Raw genomic sequence first — 16152 nt, forward strand, 5'->3', positions numbered from 1 at the left:
TGCTTGGCGAATGAATTCGCCCCTACAGGGGCACGAGCCATTTTTCAGGCGCGACCCGCTCCCTCTCCCCCTGGGAGAGGGCTGGGGTGAGGGTGGTGTCCAGCCGGCTCGGTGCCTGGCCATTTCGCTAATGAATTCGCTCCTGCAGGGAGCACCCAACCGGAGCGTCCAAGGCACAAATGAAAAGGCCCCCGCTGGTTCGCAGCGGGGGCCTCGTCGTTCAACGGGCGGTCAGAGCTGGCGTTGCGGCTGTCCGCGAACCGGTCGTTCGCCGGCCACGAAGTAGCTGGCGACGCTGCGCGGCAGCGGTTTGCGACCACGGATCTGGTCGGCGATCTTCTCGGCCATCATGATGGTGGTCGCGTTGAGGTTGCCGGTGATGATCTCCGGCATGATCGACGCGTCCACCACCCGCAGGCCCTGCATGCCGTGCACGCGGCCCTGGCCGTCCACCACCGCCATGTCGTCGTTGCCCATCTTGCAGGAGCAGGACGGGTGGAAGGCGGTTTCCGCATGGTTGCGGATGAAGTCGTCCAGCTCGGCGTCGGTCTTGAGGTGGGCGCCGGGGCTCAGTTCACGGCCGCGGAAGGGGTCGAGCGCAGGCTGGCCCATGATCTCGCGGGTGATGCGGATGCCGTCGCGGAACTCCTGCCAGTCCTGCTCATGGGACATGTAGTTGAACAGGATGCTCGGGTGCTGGCGCGGGTCGCGGGATTTCAGGTGGATACGGCCGCGGCTCGGCGAACGCATGGAGCCCATGTGCGCCTGGAAACCGTGCTCCTGCACGCCCTTGCTGCCGTTGTAGTTAATCGCCACCGGCAGGAAGTGGTACTGGATGTTCGGCCACTCGAATTCCGGGCGGGTGCGGATGAAACCGCCGGCCTCGAACTGGTTGCTGGCGCCCAGGCCCTTGCCCCGGAGCAGCCAGTTGGCGCCGATGGCCGGCTGGTTCCACCACTTGGTGGCCGGGTAGATCGACACCGGCTCCTTGCAGGCGTACTGCAGGTAGAGCTCCAGGTGGTCCTGCAGGTTGGCGCCGACGCCTGGCAGGTCGTGCACCACCGGTACATCGAGGTCACGCAGCAGCGCCGCCGGGCCGACGCCGGAGCGTTGCAGCAGTTGCGGCGAGGCGATCGCGCCGCTGCACACCAGCACTTCGCGGCGGGCATGGGCGGTGTTGAGGTTGTCGCTGTTGCCCTGGAGGTAGGCGACGCCGATGGCGCGCTTGCCGCTGAACAGGACACGGTCGCTCAAGGCGTGGGTGACGATGGTCAGGTTCGGCCGGTTGCGGGCCTGGTCCAGGTAGCCGCGGCCGGTGGCGGCGCGACGGCCCTCCGGGGTCACGGTGCGGTCCATGGGACCGAAGCCTTCCTGCTGGTAGCCGTTGAGGTCGTCGGTGCGCGGGTAACCGGCCTGCACGCCGGCCTCGACCATGGCATGGAACAGCGGGTTGTTGCCGGCCTTGGGCGTGGTCACGCTCACCGGGCCGTCGCCGCCGTGGTAGTCGTTCGGACCGATGTCGCGGGTTTCCGCCTTGCGGAAGTAGGGCAGGCAGTCGAGGTAGCTCCAGTCTTCCAGGCCCGGGAGCTTGGCCCAGCCGTCGAAGTCCAGGGCGTTGCCGCGGATGTAGCACATGCCGTTGATCAGCGAGGAACCGCCCAGGCCCTTGCCCCGACCGCACTCCATGCGGCGGTTGTTCATGAAGGGCTCCGGATCGGTCTCGTAGGCCCAGTTGTAGCGACGGCCCTGCAGCGGGAAGGCGAGGGCGGCGGGCATCTGGGTGCGGAAGTCCAGGCGGTAGTCCGGGCCGCCGGCCTCCAGCAGCAGGACACTGACATCGGGGTCTTCGGTCAGGCGGGTGGCCAGCACGTTACCGGCCGAGCCGGCGCCGACGATGATGTAATCGAATTCTTGGGACATGTCACTTACCTGCTAGATAACCCGGAGCTGGTCCGGGGCGCGGCAATTTTTCTTTCCCGGATTTCATCCGGGCTACCGGGGACGCTGTTGCGTCGTGGTCCGGATGGGCTGCGGGAGCGTCCAGCGCCCCCGGATGCCGATCCGGACCCCTTGCTCAGAACACCGAGAAGTAGTCGCCCATCTCGACCTGCACGGACTTGATGCGGGTGTAGTGGGCCAGGGTGGTCAGGCCGTTCTCGCGGCCGACGCCCGATTGCTTGTAGCCACCCACCGGCATTTCGGCGGGGGACTCGCCCCATGTGTTGATCCAGCAGATGCCGGCTTCCAGCTTGTGGATAACGCGGTGGGCGCGGGCCAGGTCGCGGGTGACGACGCCGGCGGCCAGGCCGTAGTCGGTGTCGTTGGCGCGGCGGATCACTTCTTCCTCGGTGTCGTAGACCAGGATGCTCATCACCGGGCCGAAGATTTCTTCGCGGACGATGGTCATGTCGTCGGTGCAGTCGCTGAACACGGTGGCGGACACGTAGGCACCCTTGGCGAATTCGCCCTCGGTGACGCGCTCGCCGCCGATCAGCAGGCGCGCGCCTTCCTTGCGGCCGGACTCGATGTAGCCGAGCACGCTTTCCATGTGGGCGAAGCTGGTCAGCGGGCCGAAGTTGGTCTCGGCGTCCTGCGGGTTGCCCAGGCGGATGCGCTTGACGCGCTCGACCACCTTGGCCTCGAAGCGTGCCTGCAGCGCGCGCGGCACGAACACGCGGGTGCCGTTGGTGCAGACCTGGCCGGAGCTGAAGAAGTTGGCCATTACGGCGATGTCCGCGGCGCGGTCGAGGTCGGCGTCGTCGAAGATGATCAGCGGCGACTTGCCGCCCAGTTCCATGGTCACTTCCTTGAGGGAAGAGCTGGAGGCGCTGGCCATGACCTTCTTGCCGGTGGAGGTGCCGCCGGTGAAGGAAATCTTCTCGATCTGCGGGTGCTCGGTCAGCCACTGGCCGACTTCGCGGCCGCTGCCGGTGAGCACGTTGAACACGCCGTCCGGAACGCCGGCCTGGGTGTAGATCTCGGCCAGTTTCAGAGCGGTCAGCGGGGTGACTTCGCTGGGCTTGAAGATCATCGCGTTGCCGGCGGCGAGCGCCGGGGCGGATTTCCACATGGCGATCTGCACCGGGTAGTTCCAGGCGCCGATGCCGGCGACCACGCCCAGGGGCTCGCGGCGGGTGTAGACGAAGCTGGTTTCGCGCAGCGGGATCTGCTCGCCTTCGATGGCGGGAATCAGGCCGGCGTAGTACTCGATCACGTCGGCGCCGGTGACGATGTCCACCGCGCGGGTTTCGGCCAGGGGCTTGCCGGTGTCGAGGGTTTCCAGCTCGGCCAGTTCGTCGTTGCGCTCGCGGAGGATGTCCACGGCGCGGCGCAGGATGCGCGAACGCTGCATGGCGGTCATCGCGGCCCAGACCTTCTGGCCTTCGATGGCGCTGGCGACGGCGCGCTCGACGTCTTCCTTGCCGGCGCGCTGGACGCTGGCCAGGACTTCACCATTGGCGGGGTTGATGGTCTCGAAGGTGGCGCCGCTGCTGGAGTCGACGTAGCGGCCGCCAATGTAGAGCTTCTGTTCTTCGAATCGGGCCATGGTGGTTGTCCTCTCTAGGTCTTGTGTACGCAAGGCGGCCGGGCGCTTCAAAGCGCCGGCCTGGCCAGTTGTTGATCAAGGAATTCGTAGGCGAGCCGGCGAGCCTGCTCGGTGTCGAAGGCTTCGCCGGACAGCGCACCGCGCAGCCACAGGCCGTCGATCAGCGCGGCCAGGCCACGGGCGGCAGCGCGGGCGTGCGTTGCATCGAGTTCGCGGCGGAACTGCCAGCAGAGGTTCGAGTACAGGCGCAGGTCGTTGATGCGCTGCAAACGGCGCAGGGACGGCTGGTGCATGCTGCTGGCCCAGAACGCCAGCCAGGTCTTCATGGCCGGGCCGTTGACCTGGGTGTCGTCGAAGTTGCCGTCGATGATGGACCGCAGGTAGCCCCGTGCGCTGTCGTCGCGCATGGCCTGGCGGCGTTTGCGCACCGCGTCCTGCAGGTCGTTCATGAGGTAGCGCATGGCCGCTTCCAGCAAGCCGTTCTTGTCCTGGAAGTAGTGGCTGATGATGCCGTTGGAAACCCCGGCGAGCCTGGCGATATAGGAAATGCTGGCGTCGCCCATGCCGACCTGGTCCACCGCCTCGAGCGTGGCGTGGATCAGTTGGGTGCGCCGCACGGGCTGCATTCCGACTTTGGGCATGGGGTTTCCTCTTCTTCCGGGACCATCCCGGACAAGTTGAAATCCAGCCTACTTTATTTTGATTGATCGTTCAAACAACAAAGAATAAGCTGCGCAGCATGGTTCGGGATGCGGCAGTTCGCCGCACCCGATTCCAGGCCTTCCGCCGGCGGCTGCCACCCGTCGCCAGTGGTTGGCGCGGGTCTGTCGTTGCGCCCACGGGCGCCTGCTTTCACTGCCCTGGAAATTCCAAATGAGTAAAGCTCCAACAACAACAAGCCACGGGAAGGTGCGCCTGAATCCGGTCGTGTTCTACGGATCCACTGCACTCATCCTGTTGCTCACCCTTGCCTTGATCGCATTCCCGGAGAGCGCCGGCGCCATGCTGGGCAAGGCCCAGGCCTGGCTGTCGCGCAGCTTCGGCTGGTACTACATGCTGGCCATCGGCAGTTACCTGTTCTTCGTCCTCTACGTCGCCTTCTCCCGCTTCGGCCAATTGCGCCTGGGCGCCGACGACAGCAAACCGGACTTCAGCTACGGCGCCTGGGCCGGCATGCTGTTTTCCTCGGGCATCGGCATTTCGCTGCTGTACTTCGCCGCCTCCGAGCCCATCGACCATCTCTACAACCCGCCCGAGGGCGAGCCGGGCAGCCTGCATGCGGCGCGCCAGGCGGTGCAGCTGACCTTCCTCCACTGGGGTGTGCATGGCTGGGCGATCTATGCGCTGGTGGGCCTGGCGGTGGCGTACTTCGCCTATCGCCACAACCAGCCGCTGGCGCTGCGTTCGGCGCTCTACCCGCTGTTCGGCGAGCGCCGGATGAAAGGCTGGGCGGGCAACGCGGTGGACTGCTTCGGCATCTTCGTCACCCTGCTGGGCCTGGTGACCAACCTGGGTATCGGTTCTCTACAGGTGTCCTCGGGCCTGGAGTACCTGTTCGGCCTGCCCCACAGCCAGGGCGCGCTGCTGACGGTGATCCTGGTGATGAGCGCGGTGGCTACCCTGGCCGCGGTATCCGGTATCGAGAAGGGCATCCGCCGCCTGTCCAACCTGAACATCATCCTGTTCAGCGGCCTGCTGCTGTTCGTGCTGCTGGCCGGCGACACCCTGCACCTGCTCAACGGCTTCGTGCAGAACCTCGGCGACTACCTCAATGGCCTGGTGCTGAAGACCTTCGACCTCTACGTCTACACCGGCCAGTCCGGCAAGAGCGAAGAGTGGATGGGCCTGTGGACCCTGTTCTACTGGGCCTGGTGGATTTCCTGGGCGCCTTTCGTCGGCATGTTCGTGGCCCGTATCTCCCGTGGCCGCACCGTGCGCGAACTGGTCTGCGGTGTGCTGCTGATTCCCCTGGGCTTCACCCTGGCCTGGCTGTCGGTATTCGGCAACAGCGCCCTCGACCTGGTGATGAACCAGAACGCGGCGGACCTCGGCAAGGCGGCGCTGGAGCAGCCGGCGATGTCGATCTACCTGCTGCTGGAGCATTACCCCTGGGCCAAGGCGGTGATCGGCCTGTCGATCTGCGTGGGCTTCGTGCTGTTCCTCACGCCGGCCGACTCCGGTTCGGTGATGCTGGCCAACCTGTCCCGCGAGGAAGGCGACCTGGACGAGGACGCGCCCAACTGGCTGCGCATCTTCTGGTCCGCGGTGGTGACCCTGGCGACCATCGGCCTGCTGTTCGCCGGCAACTTCACCGCCATGCAGACGGTGGTGGTACTGGCCGGCCTGCCCTTCTCGGTGGTGCTGCTGCTCTACATGGTGGCCCTGCTCAAGCAGATGAAGGCCGATGTGGCGGCGCAGCAATCGGCACCCGTTTCGGCCAAGGTGATCGCATTGAACGGCGAAGCGGCCTGACAGGCGATCTGCCCACGATGGAAAAAAGCCCGGTCCTTCGACCGGGCTTTTTTGTCGCTGTAGGTTGTGGCTGAGCCAAGCGAAGCCCAACAGACCGGCTCGCACGTTGGGCCGTGCTGCGCTTGGCCCAACCGACGTGATCGACACGCGCGGGACCTCAGGCCTGGGCCTTGGCCAACTGCTGGTCGAGGTAGTCGTAGGCGATCTGCAGCGCCTGCTCGGTATTGAAACCATCGCCGGACAGCGCGCCGCGCAGCCACAGGCCGTCGATCAACGCGGCCAGGCCACGGGCGGCGGAGCGCGCCTGCTCCAGGGGCAGGGCACGGCGCAGCTCGCAACAGAGGTTGGAATACAGCCGGTGGTCGTTGATCCGCTGCAGGCGGCGCAGCGAGGGCTGGTGCATGCTGGCGGCCCAGAAGGCCAGCCAGGTCTTCATGGCCGGGCCGCTGACCTGGCTGTCGTCGAAGTTGCCTTCCACGATGGCTCGCAGATGCGCCCGTGGGCCGTCGTCGCGCAGGCCAGCGCGGCGCTGGCGCACGCCGGTGCTGAGGTCGGACATCAGGTGGCGCATGGTGGCTTCCAGCAGACCGTTCTTGTCCTGGAAGTAGTGGCTGATGATGCCGTTGGAGACCCCTGCGATACGGGCGATGTAGGCGATGCTGGCATCGCCCAGGCCAACCTGGTCGACGGCTTCGAGGGTTGCCTGGATCAACTGCGAGCGGCGGATCGGCTGCATTCCGACCTTTGGCATCAGATATTTCCACCATTTTGTGTGGGAATCGGGAGCGCGCAGTCTAGGGGGAATTTGATTGATCGATCAATTGATTGGAATGAGTGGGCGGATACCTGTAGGGGCGAATTCATTCGCCAAGGGACGCGCAGCGGCCCCCTCACGGTCATTTACAGGCAGGCCTGTGGCCTGCTTGGCGAATAAATTCGCCCCTACAAAAAAGCGAAACCCCCGCCGGCAGCGGCCGACGGGGGCTCAGGGGAAGGGTTTACTTCAACCACTCCTCCACGCGCTGCGGGTTCTTGGCGATCCAGTCCTTGGCGGCGGCTTCCGGTTTGGCGCCTTCGCGGATGGCCAGCATCACGGCCCCCACTTCTTCGCCGCTCCAGGAGAGTTTCTTCAGGAAGGCGGTGGCGTCGGCGGCCTTGGCTTCCAGGCCAGGGTTGACCACGGTGTCGACGTGCTCGTCATCGCCGAAGACCTTTTTCGGGTCTTCCAGGAAGCGCAGCTTCCACTTGGCGAACATCCAGTGGGGAATCCAGCCGGTGACCACGATCGGCTTCTGGGCTTTCTCGGCGCGGGTCAGGGCGGTGGCCATGGCCGGGCCGGAGCTGGGCATCAGTTTGATGTCGAGGTTGTATTGCTTGATGGCGTCTTCGGTGCGGCGCATCACGCCAGCGCCGGCGTCGATGCCGGTGATCTTGCCGTCGAAGTCGGCCTTGTAGGTGTTCAGGTCCTCGATGGACTTGGCCTGCACATAGTCGGGCACGATCAGGCCGATCTTGGCGCCCTTGTAGTTGGAGCCCAGCACCACGACCTTGTCCTTCAGCTTGGCGTAGTACTCGCCGTGGGTGGCCGGCAGCCAGGCGGAGAGGGTGGCGTCGAGGTCGCCACGGGCCACGCCCTGCCACATGATGGCCGGTTCCACGGGTTTCAGCTCGACGCCGTAGCCGAGCTTCTCCTTGAGGATCTCGCCGGCGACGTGAGTGGCGGCGACGCTATCGTCCCAGCCGTTCACGTAGCCGATCTTCAGGGTCGGCTTGTCGGCGGCGCCGGCCATGCCGGCCCCCATGCCGAGCGCCAGGGTGGCGACGCCCAGGGTCTTGAGACAAAGTGATTTCAACGTGCGCATACGTATTGCTCCATCAGGTGGGATTGGCAGCCAACTACGTGGTCGATGGCCCGTTCTGAGGCGGGACTCGCGACTGTGCCCCTCACGGCCCGTTACCGGGCCGCGATTGGCGAATTGCAAGGAAACGGGCTCCGGGTGGAGCCCGGGGAATTACAGGCCGATGTGTTTCTTCACGGCAGCGGCGCCGTCCTGGCCATCAAAGGTGGTGACGCCGGCCAGCCACTGGTCGAGCACGGCCGGGTTGGCCTTGAGCCAGTCGGAGGCGACTTTCACCGGGTCTTCCTTCTCGAGGATCTTCTCCATCAGCTGGCTTTCCATCGCCACATTGAACTGCAGGTTGTTCAGCAGCTTGCCGACGTTGGCGCAGCGCGCCTCGTAGTCCGGCGGCACCACGGTGTAGACCTTGGCGGCGCCGTAGTCCGGGCCGAACACATCGTCACCACCAGACAGGTAAGTGATGTCGAACTGGGTGTTCATCGGGTGCGGGGCCCAGCCCAGGAACACCACCGGCTCCTTCTTCTTCACCGCGCGCTGCACCTGCACCAGCATGCCCGCCTCGGAAGACTCCACCATGCGGAACTCGCCCAGCGCGTACTGGTTGCCCTTGATCATCTTGTCGATCAGCAGGTTGCCGTCGTTGCCCGGCTCGATGCCGTAGATCTTGCCGCCCAGCTGGTCCTTGAACTTGGCGATGTCCTGGAAGCTCTTGAGGCCCGCTTCAGCCGCGTAGGTGGGAACCGCCAGGGTGTACTTGGCGCCTTCCAGGTTCGGCGTCGGCAGCACCTTCACGCCGTTGTCCTTGGTGAAGGGCTCGATCACCGCGTCCATGGAGGGTGCCCAGTAGCCGAGGAAGACGTCGATCTGCTTGTTCTTCACGCCGGTGAAGGCGATGGGTACCGAGGCCATGATCTTGCGCGGGGTGTAGCCCAGTCCCTCGGTCAGCACCATGGCCACGCCGGTGGTCGCGGCGATGTCGGCCCAACCGATCTCGGCGAAGCGCACCTGCTTGCAGCTCTGCGGCTCCTGGGCCCAGGCGCCCTGGGTCAGCGCGCAGGCCAACAAGCCCAGTGCAGCAACACTTTTCATTCTTTTCATTCGCGACTCCCTGACATTGAAAGATGAAGCGTTATTTATTGTGGTTGCTGCCGCTGGAACCGCGCACTCAGCCGGCCGAAGGCCTTGCCGCGGGTGGACGTCTGGCGAGTCCCGAAACTTTCGGTGATACGGTCGAGGATGATCGCCAGCAGTACCACCGCCATGCCGCTTTCGAAGCCGAGGCCAATGTCCAGGCGCTGGATACTGGCGAGCACGTCGTTACCCAGGCCACCGGCACCGACCATCGAAGCGATGATCACCATGGACAGCGCCATCATGATGGTCTGGTTCACGCCGGCCATGATCGACGGCATGGCATTGGGCAGCTGCACTTTGTATAGCAGTTGCCAGCTGGTGCAGCCGAAGGATTGTCCGGCTTCGACGATTTCCTTGTTCACCTGGCGGATGCCGAGGGCGGTGAGGCGCACCGCCGGCGGCATGGCGAAGATCACCGTGGCGATGATGCCGGGCACGCGACCGAGGCCGAAGAGCATGGCGGCGGGGATCAGGTAGACGAAGGCCGGCATGGTCTGCATGAAGTCGAGTATTGGCCGGATGACGATGGAGACGCGCTCGCTCTTGGCCGCCCAGATACCCAGCGGGATGCCGAGCAGCAGGCTGATCAGGGTGGAGGAGAAGGTCAGGCCGAGGGTGACCACGGTCTGTTCCCAGAAGCCGGTCATCACGATGAGGATCAAGGACACCGCGGTGAAGGCGGCGAACTTGATGCCGATGCGCCAGAAGCCGAGCCCCACGAAGATGGCGATCACCAACCAGGTCGGTGGCCAGAGCAGCAGGCGCTCGATCATCTCGGAGAAGCCGCTGACCACGTTGCCGACGCTCTCGAAGGCGCCGCTGTAGTTTTCCAGCAGGTGCTGGACGACGTCGTTGACCCAGCTGCCCAGATCCAGTTTCTCAGTCATCGTCATTCTCCCCGCAGGCGGCTCAGCAGGCGGCCTTTGCTGATCGCGCCGCTATAGCGGCCTGTCTGGTCGACCACCGGGATCGGCCCTTCGTTGATCACCAGGCGCTGGATGACGCTGTCCAGCGGCAGGTCCTCCGGTACCGGGTCGATGTGCTTGAGCAGGCTCTGCTCCAGGTCCATGGTCTGGCCGCCCTCTACCAGCAGGGCGATCTTCTCCAGGCTGATGGAACCACGGAAGTTGTTCTTCTCGTCGACGATGAAGGCGTAGTGCTTGTCCATGTTCTGCAGCGTCTGGCACACGGTCTGCGCGTCGGGCGCCTTGCCGTTGTGCACGAACAGCGGAACGCTGTCGGACATGAGCTGGCCGGCGGTGAGGTAGCGGCTGGTGTCGACGGTGTTGAAGAAGTTGCGCACGTAGTCGTTGGCCGGGTTCTCGATGATCTCCTGGGGCGTGCCCACCTGGATCAGCCGGCCGCCTTCCATGATGCCGATGCGCGAGCCGATGCGCATGGCTTCCTCGATATCGTGGGAGACGAAGATGATGGTGCGGCTGTGCTTCTTCTGCAGGTCCAGCAGCACGTCCTGCATCTCGCGGCGCTTGAGCGGGTCGAGGGCGGAGAAGGCCTCGTCCATGATGATCATCGATGGGTCGACCGCCAGGGCGCGGGCCAGGCCCACGCGCTGTTGCATGCCACCCGAGAGCTCGTGGGGATACTTGTGGGCGAAGTTGGCCAGGCCGACCTGCTCCAGTACTTCCATGGCGCGCTTCTCGCGCTCCTTCTTGCTCTTGCCGGCCACTTCCAGGCCGAAGGACGCATTGTCCAGCACGCTGCGCGAAGGCATCAGGGCGAAGGACTGGAACACCATGCTCATGTCGCGGCGACGCAGGTCGATCAGTTGCGCCTTGGGCAGCTTGGCGACGTTCTGGCCGTCGATGAACACATCGCCGGCGGTGGGTTCGATCAAGCGGTTGATCAGGCGGATCAGGGTGGATTTGCCGGAACCCGACAGGCCCATCAGTACGAAGATCTCGCCCTCATTGACGCTGAAGGAGACATCGCTGACGCCGATCACGGCGCCACGCTCGGCAAGGATCTTCTCCTTGCTCCAGCCTTGCTTGAGTAAATCGATTGCTTCTTGTGGCTGTTGCCCGAAAACCTTGTAGAGGTTTTGAACCACGATCTTTCCAGACTGCATGGGATATTTCCCCTTCAGTAGACATCCAGGTCAGCTACACGGAGCCAGATTGGGCGCTCGACGACGCCCAGCCTGGTGATGCCGACTGTCTTGCCTGTGTGGATAACAATGTTTCGAGAACCTGACAGCCCTCTGGCAGTGTTACGAAACCCATTCCCTGGGCGGGTTCAGCACCTCGGCCGGAGGTGCGCGTACTTCCGAAATTTCTTATTAGGCCGGCCTCTGCTTCGGGGGGAGGCCGCCGCTTGTGTTCTTCGGTCCGGAGCTGAGTGCTCGCGGTCTGTCGGTCCACGGGAACCGACAGCGACGAAATCGGGTGTCTCAACGATAAAGCCTTGAGGCCGGGGCAATTGTCGGTTTACGACGTCCATATGTTGCGCGACGACATGGCCTATGGATATCGCTGAATGCACGCATCACGGCGCTTTGGCCTGGGTCAGGAGGGCGGGCAGCGGGCCGCCGTCGCGCGCGGTGACACCCTGCAGCCAGGAGGCCAGGACGTCGGGGTTGGCCTTCAACCAGCGCTTGGCTTCGCGTCGCCGATTGGTGCTCTGATTCAGTATGGCTTCCATCAGGTGGTTCTCCATGGCCAGGCTGAATTTCAGGTTCGTCAGCAGTCGTCCGAGGTTCGGGCACTCCGTGGTCAGGCCCTTGCGCACGTTGGTGTAGACGGTGGCGCCGCCGTAGTCGGGGCCGAACCAGTCATCCCCGCCAGACAGGTAATGCATCTTCAGCTGGTTGTTCATGGGGTGGGGTTCCCAGCCCAGGAACACCGCCCATTGCTCCAGGTGCTCGGCGCGTTTGACCTGGGAGAGCATGCCGTTCTCGCTGGACTCTACCAGTTGGAAGTCGCCGAGGCCCAAGGCGTTCCCCGTGATCATCTTCTGGATCAGCTTGTTGCCGTCGTTGCCGGGCTCGATGCCGTAGATCTTCCCGCCCAGCTGCTGCTTGAACTTGGCCAGGTCGGCGAAGCTGCGTACGCCGCCATCCCAGGCCGCCTGGTTCACCGCCAGGGTGTACTTGGCGCCGGTGAGGTTGGCGCCAAGGCTCTCCACCGTGCCTTTTTCCAGGTAGGGGCGGAGGTCGTTTTCCATGCTCGGCATCCAGTTGCCGAGGAACACGTCGATCTTGCCGTCGCCCAGGGCCTTGTAGGTGTCGGGCACCGACAGGCGCCTGACCTTGGTGATGTAGCCCAGCTCGCTCAGGACATGGCGGGTGACGGCGGTGGTGACGGTGATGTCGCTCCAGCCCACATCGGCGAAATGCACGGTGGAGCAGCGTTCGGGGTCGGCGGCGAGGGCGGCCTGGGTGGTGCCAAGGGAAACGGCCAGCAGCGTGGCCGCCAACAGGGGAGTGGTGGGTCGCGTCATCGAGGGGGCCGTCCACAGCAGGATTTATTGTCGTTTTCCGGACTCGCGTGGCTGTCGGACTGCTGCAGACCCCGCCCTCCGGGCGGTGGAATGATGCGGGCCAGACGGATCGCCTGACTACCGATTGGGTCGCAGTCAGAACTTATCTGTCGCGGGCTGTGCGGGGCAATGGGCGGAGCGGTGCGTGCGTCAGACCGATCGCGAATGAATTCGCTCCTACAAAGTTCCCCCGGCACCTCCTGTGCCGGCGAGGGCGTGTTTGGATACGAGCGAGTCGGTGTGGGACGTCGCGGTTTCGGTCAAATGCCGATCATGTCCGGCAAGTGTCATCCCTTCCGGAGTTGCCCCGTGGCTATCAGCGTGTTCGACCTGTTCAAGATCGGTATCGGCCCCTCCAGTTCGCATACCGTGGGCCCGATGCGGGCGGCGGCGCAGTTCGCCACGGCGCTGCGCGAGGGTGGGCTGCTGGCGCAGGTGCGGCGGGTCGAGGTGCGTCTGTACGGCTCGCTGTCGGCCACCGGCGTCGGCCACGGCACCGACCGCGCGACCCTGCTGGGGCTGATGGGCGAATGGCCGGACCAGATCGAACCCAAGCAGATCGGTCCGCGCATCCAGGCCCTGCAGGAATGCCGCGAGCTGTTGCTCGGCGGCACGCATCCGGTGCCTTTCGAGTGGCAACGCGACCTGCTGCTGCTGGAGGAAAACCTGCCCTATCACCCCAACGCCATGACCCTGATCGTCTTCGGCGAGGCCGGTGAACTGCACCGCGACACCTACTACTCCATCGGCGGCGGCTTCGTCGTCGACGAGGCCCAGGCGCAAGCCGGCCAGCTCGACCAGGACAGCACCGTGCTGCCCTACGACTTTTCCAGCGGCGAGGAACTGCTGCGGCTCTGCCAGCGCCACAACCTGCGCGTCGCCGAGCTGATGCTGGCCAACGAGAAGGCCTGGCGCAGCGAGGCGGAGATCCGCGCCGGGCTGCTGAAACTCTGGGACGCCATGCAGGAATGCGTGACCAACGGCCTGGGCCAGGAGGGCATCCTGCCCGGCGGGCTGAACGTGCGCCGGCGTGCCGCGCGGCTGCACCGCAGCCTGCAGGAACTGGGCAAGCCGAACGTCATCGGCAGCACCATGAGCGCCATGGAGTGGGTGAACCTCTACGCCCTGGCAGTGAACGAGGAAAACGCCGCCGGCGGGCGCATGGTGACCGCGCCCACCAATGGCGCGGCGGGGATCATCCCGGCGGTGCTGCACTACTACATGCGCTTCAACCCCGAGGCCAGCGAGGACGACGTGGTGAACTTCTTCCTCGGCGCCGCGGCGGTGGGCATCCTGTGCAAGAAGAACGCCTCGATCTCCGGCGCCGAAGTGGGCTGCCAGGGCGAGGTGGGCTCGGCCTGCGCGATGGCGGCGGCGGGCCTGGCGGAAGTGCTGGGGGCGACTCCCGCGCAGCTGGAGAACGCGGCGGAGATCGGCCTGGAACACAACCTGGGGCTGACCTGCGACCCGGTGGGCGGGCTGGTGCAGGTGCCCTGCATCGAGCGCAACGCGATCGCCGCGGTGAAGGCGATCAACGCGGCGCAGATGGCCCTGCGCGGCGACGGCGAACACTTCATCTCGCTGGACCAGGCGATCCGCACCATGCGCGACACCGGCGCCGACATGCACGACAAGTACAAGGAAACCTCCCGCGGCGGCCTTGCCGTGAGCGCGGTGGAATGCTGATCCGCAATCGACCAGCCCGGCCGACGCTGCTCCGCCATGGTGCAGAACGCTTTTGAAGGTATCGACGACTTTACAGTCGGAATCGGAATTTACAGTCTGTTACTGAAGGTGCTGTCCCGCAGCACGCGGTGACAAGCGCCGCTACCGGCAGTGCTACCTAAGTCCCCAGGGCCCAGAAGACGCGGGCCCTGGCGGTCGCAAACAGAATGATTCTGTCGCTCATGCCTAGGCCCTATGGCACAGGGTTTGGATGTGTTTTGCTGTTTTTGATTGAACAGCCAAACAACTTAGGCACGACCTTTGCGTAGGTTTGGTATCTCCTGGTGATTGCAGTACCGGGCCATAACAAAAAAGCCTCGAAAACGAGGCTCCGCTCCGTGCCTAGTCTGAGGGTTTTGCTGATGTCACAGTTCAATCAAGGGGCGCAACCCCAGAACCGTGTTCCCCAGTCCATCGGTTTCCTCCTGTTGGACAACTTCACCCTGATTTCCCTGGCGTCCGCGGTGGAACCGCTGCGCATGGCCAACCACCTCTCCGGCCGCGAACTCTACCGTTGGCACACCCTCAGCCAGGAAGGCCGACCGGTCAGCGCCAGCGACGGCCTGCAGATCACCCCCGACAGCGCCCTGGATAACAGCCCGGCCCTGGATGCGGTGATCGTCTGTGGCGGTGTCGACATCCAGCACAGCGTCACTCGCGAACACGTGCAATGGCTGCAGCAGCAGGCCCGTCATGGTCGCCAGCTCGGCGCCGTGTGCACCGGCAGCTGGGCGCTGGCCAAGGCCGGCCTGCTCGACGGCTTCGAGTGCAGCGTGCACTGGGAGTGCCTGGCGGCCATGCAGGAAGCCTTCCCCCGCGCCGGCATCAGCACCCGGCTGTTCTCCATCGACCGCAACCGCTACACCTCGTCCGGCGGCACCGCGCCGATGGACATGGTGCTGCACCTGATCGCCCGCGAGCATGGTCGCGAACTGGCCGCGGCGATCTCCGAGATGTTCATCTACGAGCGCATCCGCAACGAGCAGGACCACCAGCGTGTGCCGCTCAAGCACATGCTCGGCACCAACCAGCCGAAGCTGCAGGAAATCGTCGCGCTGATGGAGGCCAACCTGGAGGAGCCCATCGACCTCGACGAGCTGGCTTGCTACGTCGACGTCTCGCGTCGCCAGCTGGAGCGCCTGTTCCAGAAGTACCTGCACTGCTCGCCGTCGCGCTATTACCTCAAGCTGCGCCTGATCCGCGCGCGCCAGCTGCTGAAGCAGACCGCCATGTCCATCATCGAAGTGGCGTCGGTGTGCGGCTTCGTTTCCACCCCGCACTTCTCCAAGTGCTACCGCGAGTACTTCGGCATTCCGCCTCGTGACGAGCGCGCCGGCCAGAACGCCAACGTGGTCGCCCTGATGCCGGTGCCGGACGAGCTGGTGCGCAACGCACCGTCCACCGCCGGCGTGGCCCTGAGCCGCGCCCAGGGCGAGTCAACCTTCGCCAGCGTGCGAGTGGTCTGACGGGAGCTGTAGGAGCGATTTCAATCGCGAATGAACTCGCTCCTGCGATGATGAGAAAAGGCGCCAATCGGCGCCTTTTCTCGTTCTCGCGTAGCCCGGATGAAATCCGGGAAATGCATTGAAGCGCGCCCCGGATTGCATCCGGGCTACAGGCATGAAAAAGGGCGCCGATTGGCGCCCCTTCTTCGTTCGGTCAACGGCTCAACGTGGCACCAGGGCCGGCAGCAGCGTCCGGGAAATCGCCTCGCGCACGTTCGGCAGCAAGGTGGCGCTGCCTCCCAGCAGTTCCTCCACCAGACGCCGCAGGGCGACGGCGCGCTCCGGGCTGAGGCCGCTCACGGCTTGTTCGCAGGCCTGCTCGGCGCTGACCCCCGGTGGGATGCTGAGCCCCAGCGCCACCAGACGCTCGCGGAAATCTTCCTGGTCGATCAGATCGGCATGCATCATCGCGCTA

At 64.9% G+C, this 16152-nt stretch carries 13 protein-coding genes; 3 read left to right on the forward strand and 10 right to left on the reverse strand.

From position 1 onward, the window contains the following. Nucleotides 1-231 precede the first annotated feature (231 nt). From betA to betI (PCA10_RS01945), 3 genes are all read right to left on the reverse strand, one after another. Complete coding sequence (betA, locus tag PCA10_RS01935; RefSeq protein ID WP_016490336.1) at nucleotides 232-1920, reverse strand: choline dehydrogenase; 1689 nt, start codon at nucleotides 1918-1920, stop codon at nucleotides 232-234. A gap of 154 nt (nucleotides 1921-2074) precedes the next feature. Then, nucleotides 2075-3547 carry a betaine-aldehyde dehydrogenase gene (gene betB, locus PCA10_RS01940; RefSeq protein ID WP_016490337.1) on the reverse strand — a complete coding sequence of 491 codons (1473 nt, stop codon included), beginning with the start codon at nucleotides 3545-3547 and terminating at the stop codon, nucleotides 2075-2077. 47 nt (nucleotides 3548-3594) lie between these two features. Continuing rightward, on the reverse strand, nucleotides 3595-4188 hold the full coding sequence (gene betI / locus PCA10_RS01945) for a transcriptional regulator BetI (protein WP_016490338.1): 594 nt from the start codon (nucleotides 4186-4188) through the stop codon (nucleotides 3595-3597). A gap of 286 nt (nucleotides 4189-4474) precedes the next feature. Here betI (PCA10_RS01945) and PCA10_RS01950 point away from each other — a divergent pair, with 286 nt between their 5' ends. Beyond that, nucleotides 4475-6019: a BCCT family transporter gene (locus PCA10_RS01950; RefSeq protein ID WP_041770492.1), complete on the forward strand. Its 1545-nt coding sequence runs from the start codon at nucleotides 4475-4477 to the stop codon at nucleotides 6017-6019. Nucleotides 6020-6176: 157 nt separating this feature from the next. On the opposite strand, the gene betI (PCA10_RS01955) is transcribed toward PCA10_RS01950, so the two are convergent. The 6 genes from betI (PCA10_RS01955) to PCA10_RS01980 form a co-directional block, all read right to left on the reverse strand. Further along, entirely contained in the window at nucleotides 6177-6770 is a 594-nt protein-coding gene (gene betI, locus PCA10_RS01955) for a transcriptional regulator BetI (RefSeq protein WP_016490340.1), read from the reverse strand. Nucleotides 6771-7017: 247 nt separating this feature from the next. Further along, the gene (locus tag PCA10_RS01960) at nucleotides 7018-7881 is read right to left on the reverse strand and encodes a glycine betaine ABC transporter substrate-binding protein (protein ID WP_016490341.1); all 864 of its coding nucleotides are present in this window, start codon (nucleotides 7879-7881) and stop codon (nucleotides 7018-7020) included. Between the two features lie 150 nt (nucleotides 7882-8031). After that, a complete protein-coding gene (locus PCA10_RS01965) occupies nucleotides 8032-8976 on the reverse strand; it encodes a choline ABC transporter substrate-binding protein (protein ID WP_016490342.1) in 945 nt (314 codons plus the stop codon). Between the two features lie 35 nt (nucleotides 8977-9011). After that, nucleotides 9012-9899: an ABC transporter permease gene (locus PCA10_RS01970; RefSeq protein ID WP_016490343.1), complete on the reverse strand. Its 888-nt coding sequence runs from the start codon at nucleotides 9897-9899 to the stop codon at nucleotides 9012-9014. Between the two features lie 2 nt (nucleotides 9900-9901). Then, a complete protein-coding gene (locus PCA10_RS01975; RefSeq protein ID WP_016490344.1) occupies nucleotides 9902-11098 on the reverse strand; it encodes a quaternary amine ABC transporter ATP-binding protein in 1197 nt (398 codons plus the stop codon). Nucleotides 11099-11514: 416 nt separating this feature from the next. Further along, nucleotides 11515-12468: a choline ABC transporter substrate-binding protein gene (locus tag PCA10_RS01980; protein ID WP_016490345.1), complete on the reverse strand. Its 954-nt coding sequence runs from the start codon at nucleotides 12466-12468 to the stop codon at nucleotides 11515-11517. A 348-nt stretch (nucleotides 12469-12816) separates the two neighbouring features. On the opposite strand from PCA10_RS01980, the gene PCA10_RS01985 reads away from it, so the two are divergent. Next, the gene (locus PCA10_RS01985; protein ID WP_016490346.1) at nucleotides 12817-14193 is read left to right on the forward strand and encodes an L-serine ammonia-lyase; all 1377 of its coding nucleotides are present in this window, start codon (nucleotides 12817-12819) and stop codon (nucleotides 14191-14193) included. A gap of 401 nt (nucleotides 14194-14594) precedes the next feature. Next, nucleotides 14595-15698: a choline metabolism transcriptional regulator GbdR gene (gene gbdR, locus PCA10_RS01990; RefSeq protein WP_016490347.1), complete on the forward strand. Its 1104-nt coding sequence runs from the start codon at nucleotides 14595-14597 to the stop codon at nucleotides 15696-15698. Between the two features lie 201 nt (nucleotides 15699-15899). Here gbdR and PCA10_RS01995 read toward each other — a convergent pair whose 3' ends face one another. Continuing rightward, nucleotides 15900-16145, reverse strand: coding sequence for a hypothetical protein (locus tag PCA10_RS01995; RefSeq protein WP_016490348.1), 246 nt, complete (start codon nucleotides 16143-16145; stop codon nucleotides 15900-15902). Nucleotides 16146-16152 lie beyond the last annotated feature (7 nt).

Origin of the sequence: Pseudomonas resinovorans NBRC 106553, assembly GCF_000412695.1 — a bacterium.
GTDB lineage: Bacteria > Pseudomonadota > Gammaproteobacteria > Pseudomonadales > Pseudomonadaceae > Metapseudomonas > Metapseudomonas resinovorans_A.

Excerpts from the sequence above, each read along its gene's own strand:
- PCA10_RS01960 (WP_016490341.1), bottom strand. The coding sequence starts at position 7,881 with ATGCGCACGTTGAAATCACTTTGTCTCAAGACCCTGGGCGTCGCCACC.
- PCA10_RS01965 (WP_016490342.1), bottom strand. The coding sequence starts at position 8,976 with ATGAAAAGAATGAAAAGTGTTGCTGCACTGGGCTTGTTGGCCTGCGCG.
- betA (WP_016490336.1), bottom strand. The coding sequence starts at position 1,920 with ATGTCCCAAGAATTCGATTACATCATCGTCGGCGCCGGCTCGGCCGGT.
- gbdR (WP_016490347.1), top strand. The coding sequence starts at position 14,595 with ATGTCACAGTTCAATCAAGGGGCGCAACCCCAGAACCGTGTTCCCCAG.
- PCA10_RS01975 (WP_016490344.1), bottom strand. The coding sequence starts at position 11,098 with ATGCAGTCTGGAAAGATCGTGGTTCAAAACCTCTACAAGGTTTTCGGG.
- betI (WP_016490340.1), bottom strand. The coding sequence starts at position 6,770 with ATGCCAAAGGTCGGAATGCAGCCGATCCGCCGCTCGCAGTTGATCCAG.
- PCA10_RS01970 (WP_016490343.1), bottom strand. The coding sequence starts at position 9,899 with ATGACTGAGAAACTGGATCTGGGCAGCTGGGTCAACGACGTCGTCCAG.
- betB (WP_016490337.1), bottom strand. The coding sequence starts at position 3,547 with ATGGCCCGATTCGAAGAACAGAAGCTCTACATTGGCGGCCGCTACGTC.
- betI (WP_016490338.1), bottom strand. The coding sequence starts at position 4,188 with ATGCCCAAAGTCGGAATGCAGCCCGTGCGGCGCACCCAACTGATCCAC.
- PCA10_RS01980 (WP_016490345.1), bottom strand. The coding sequence starts at position 12,468 with ATGACGCGACCCACCACTCCCCTGTTGGCGGCCACGCTGCTGGCCGTT.
- PCA10_RS01995 (WP_016490348.1), bottom strand. The coding sequence starts at position 16,145 with ATGATGCATGCCGATCTGATCGACCAGGAAGATTTCCGCGAGCGTCTG.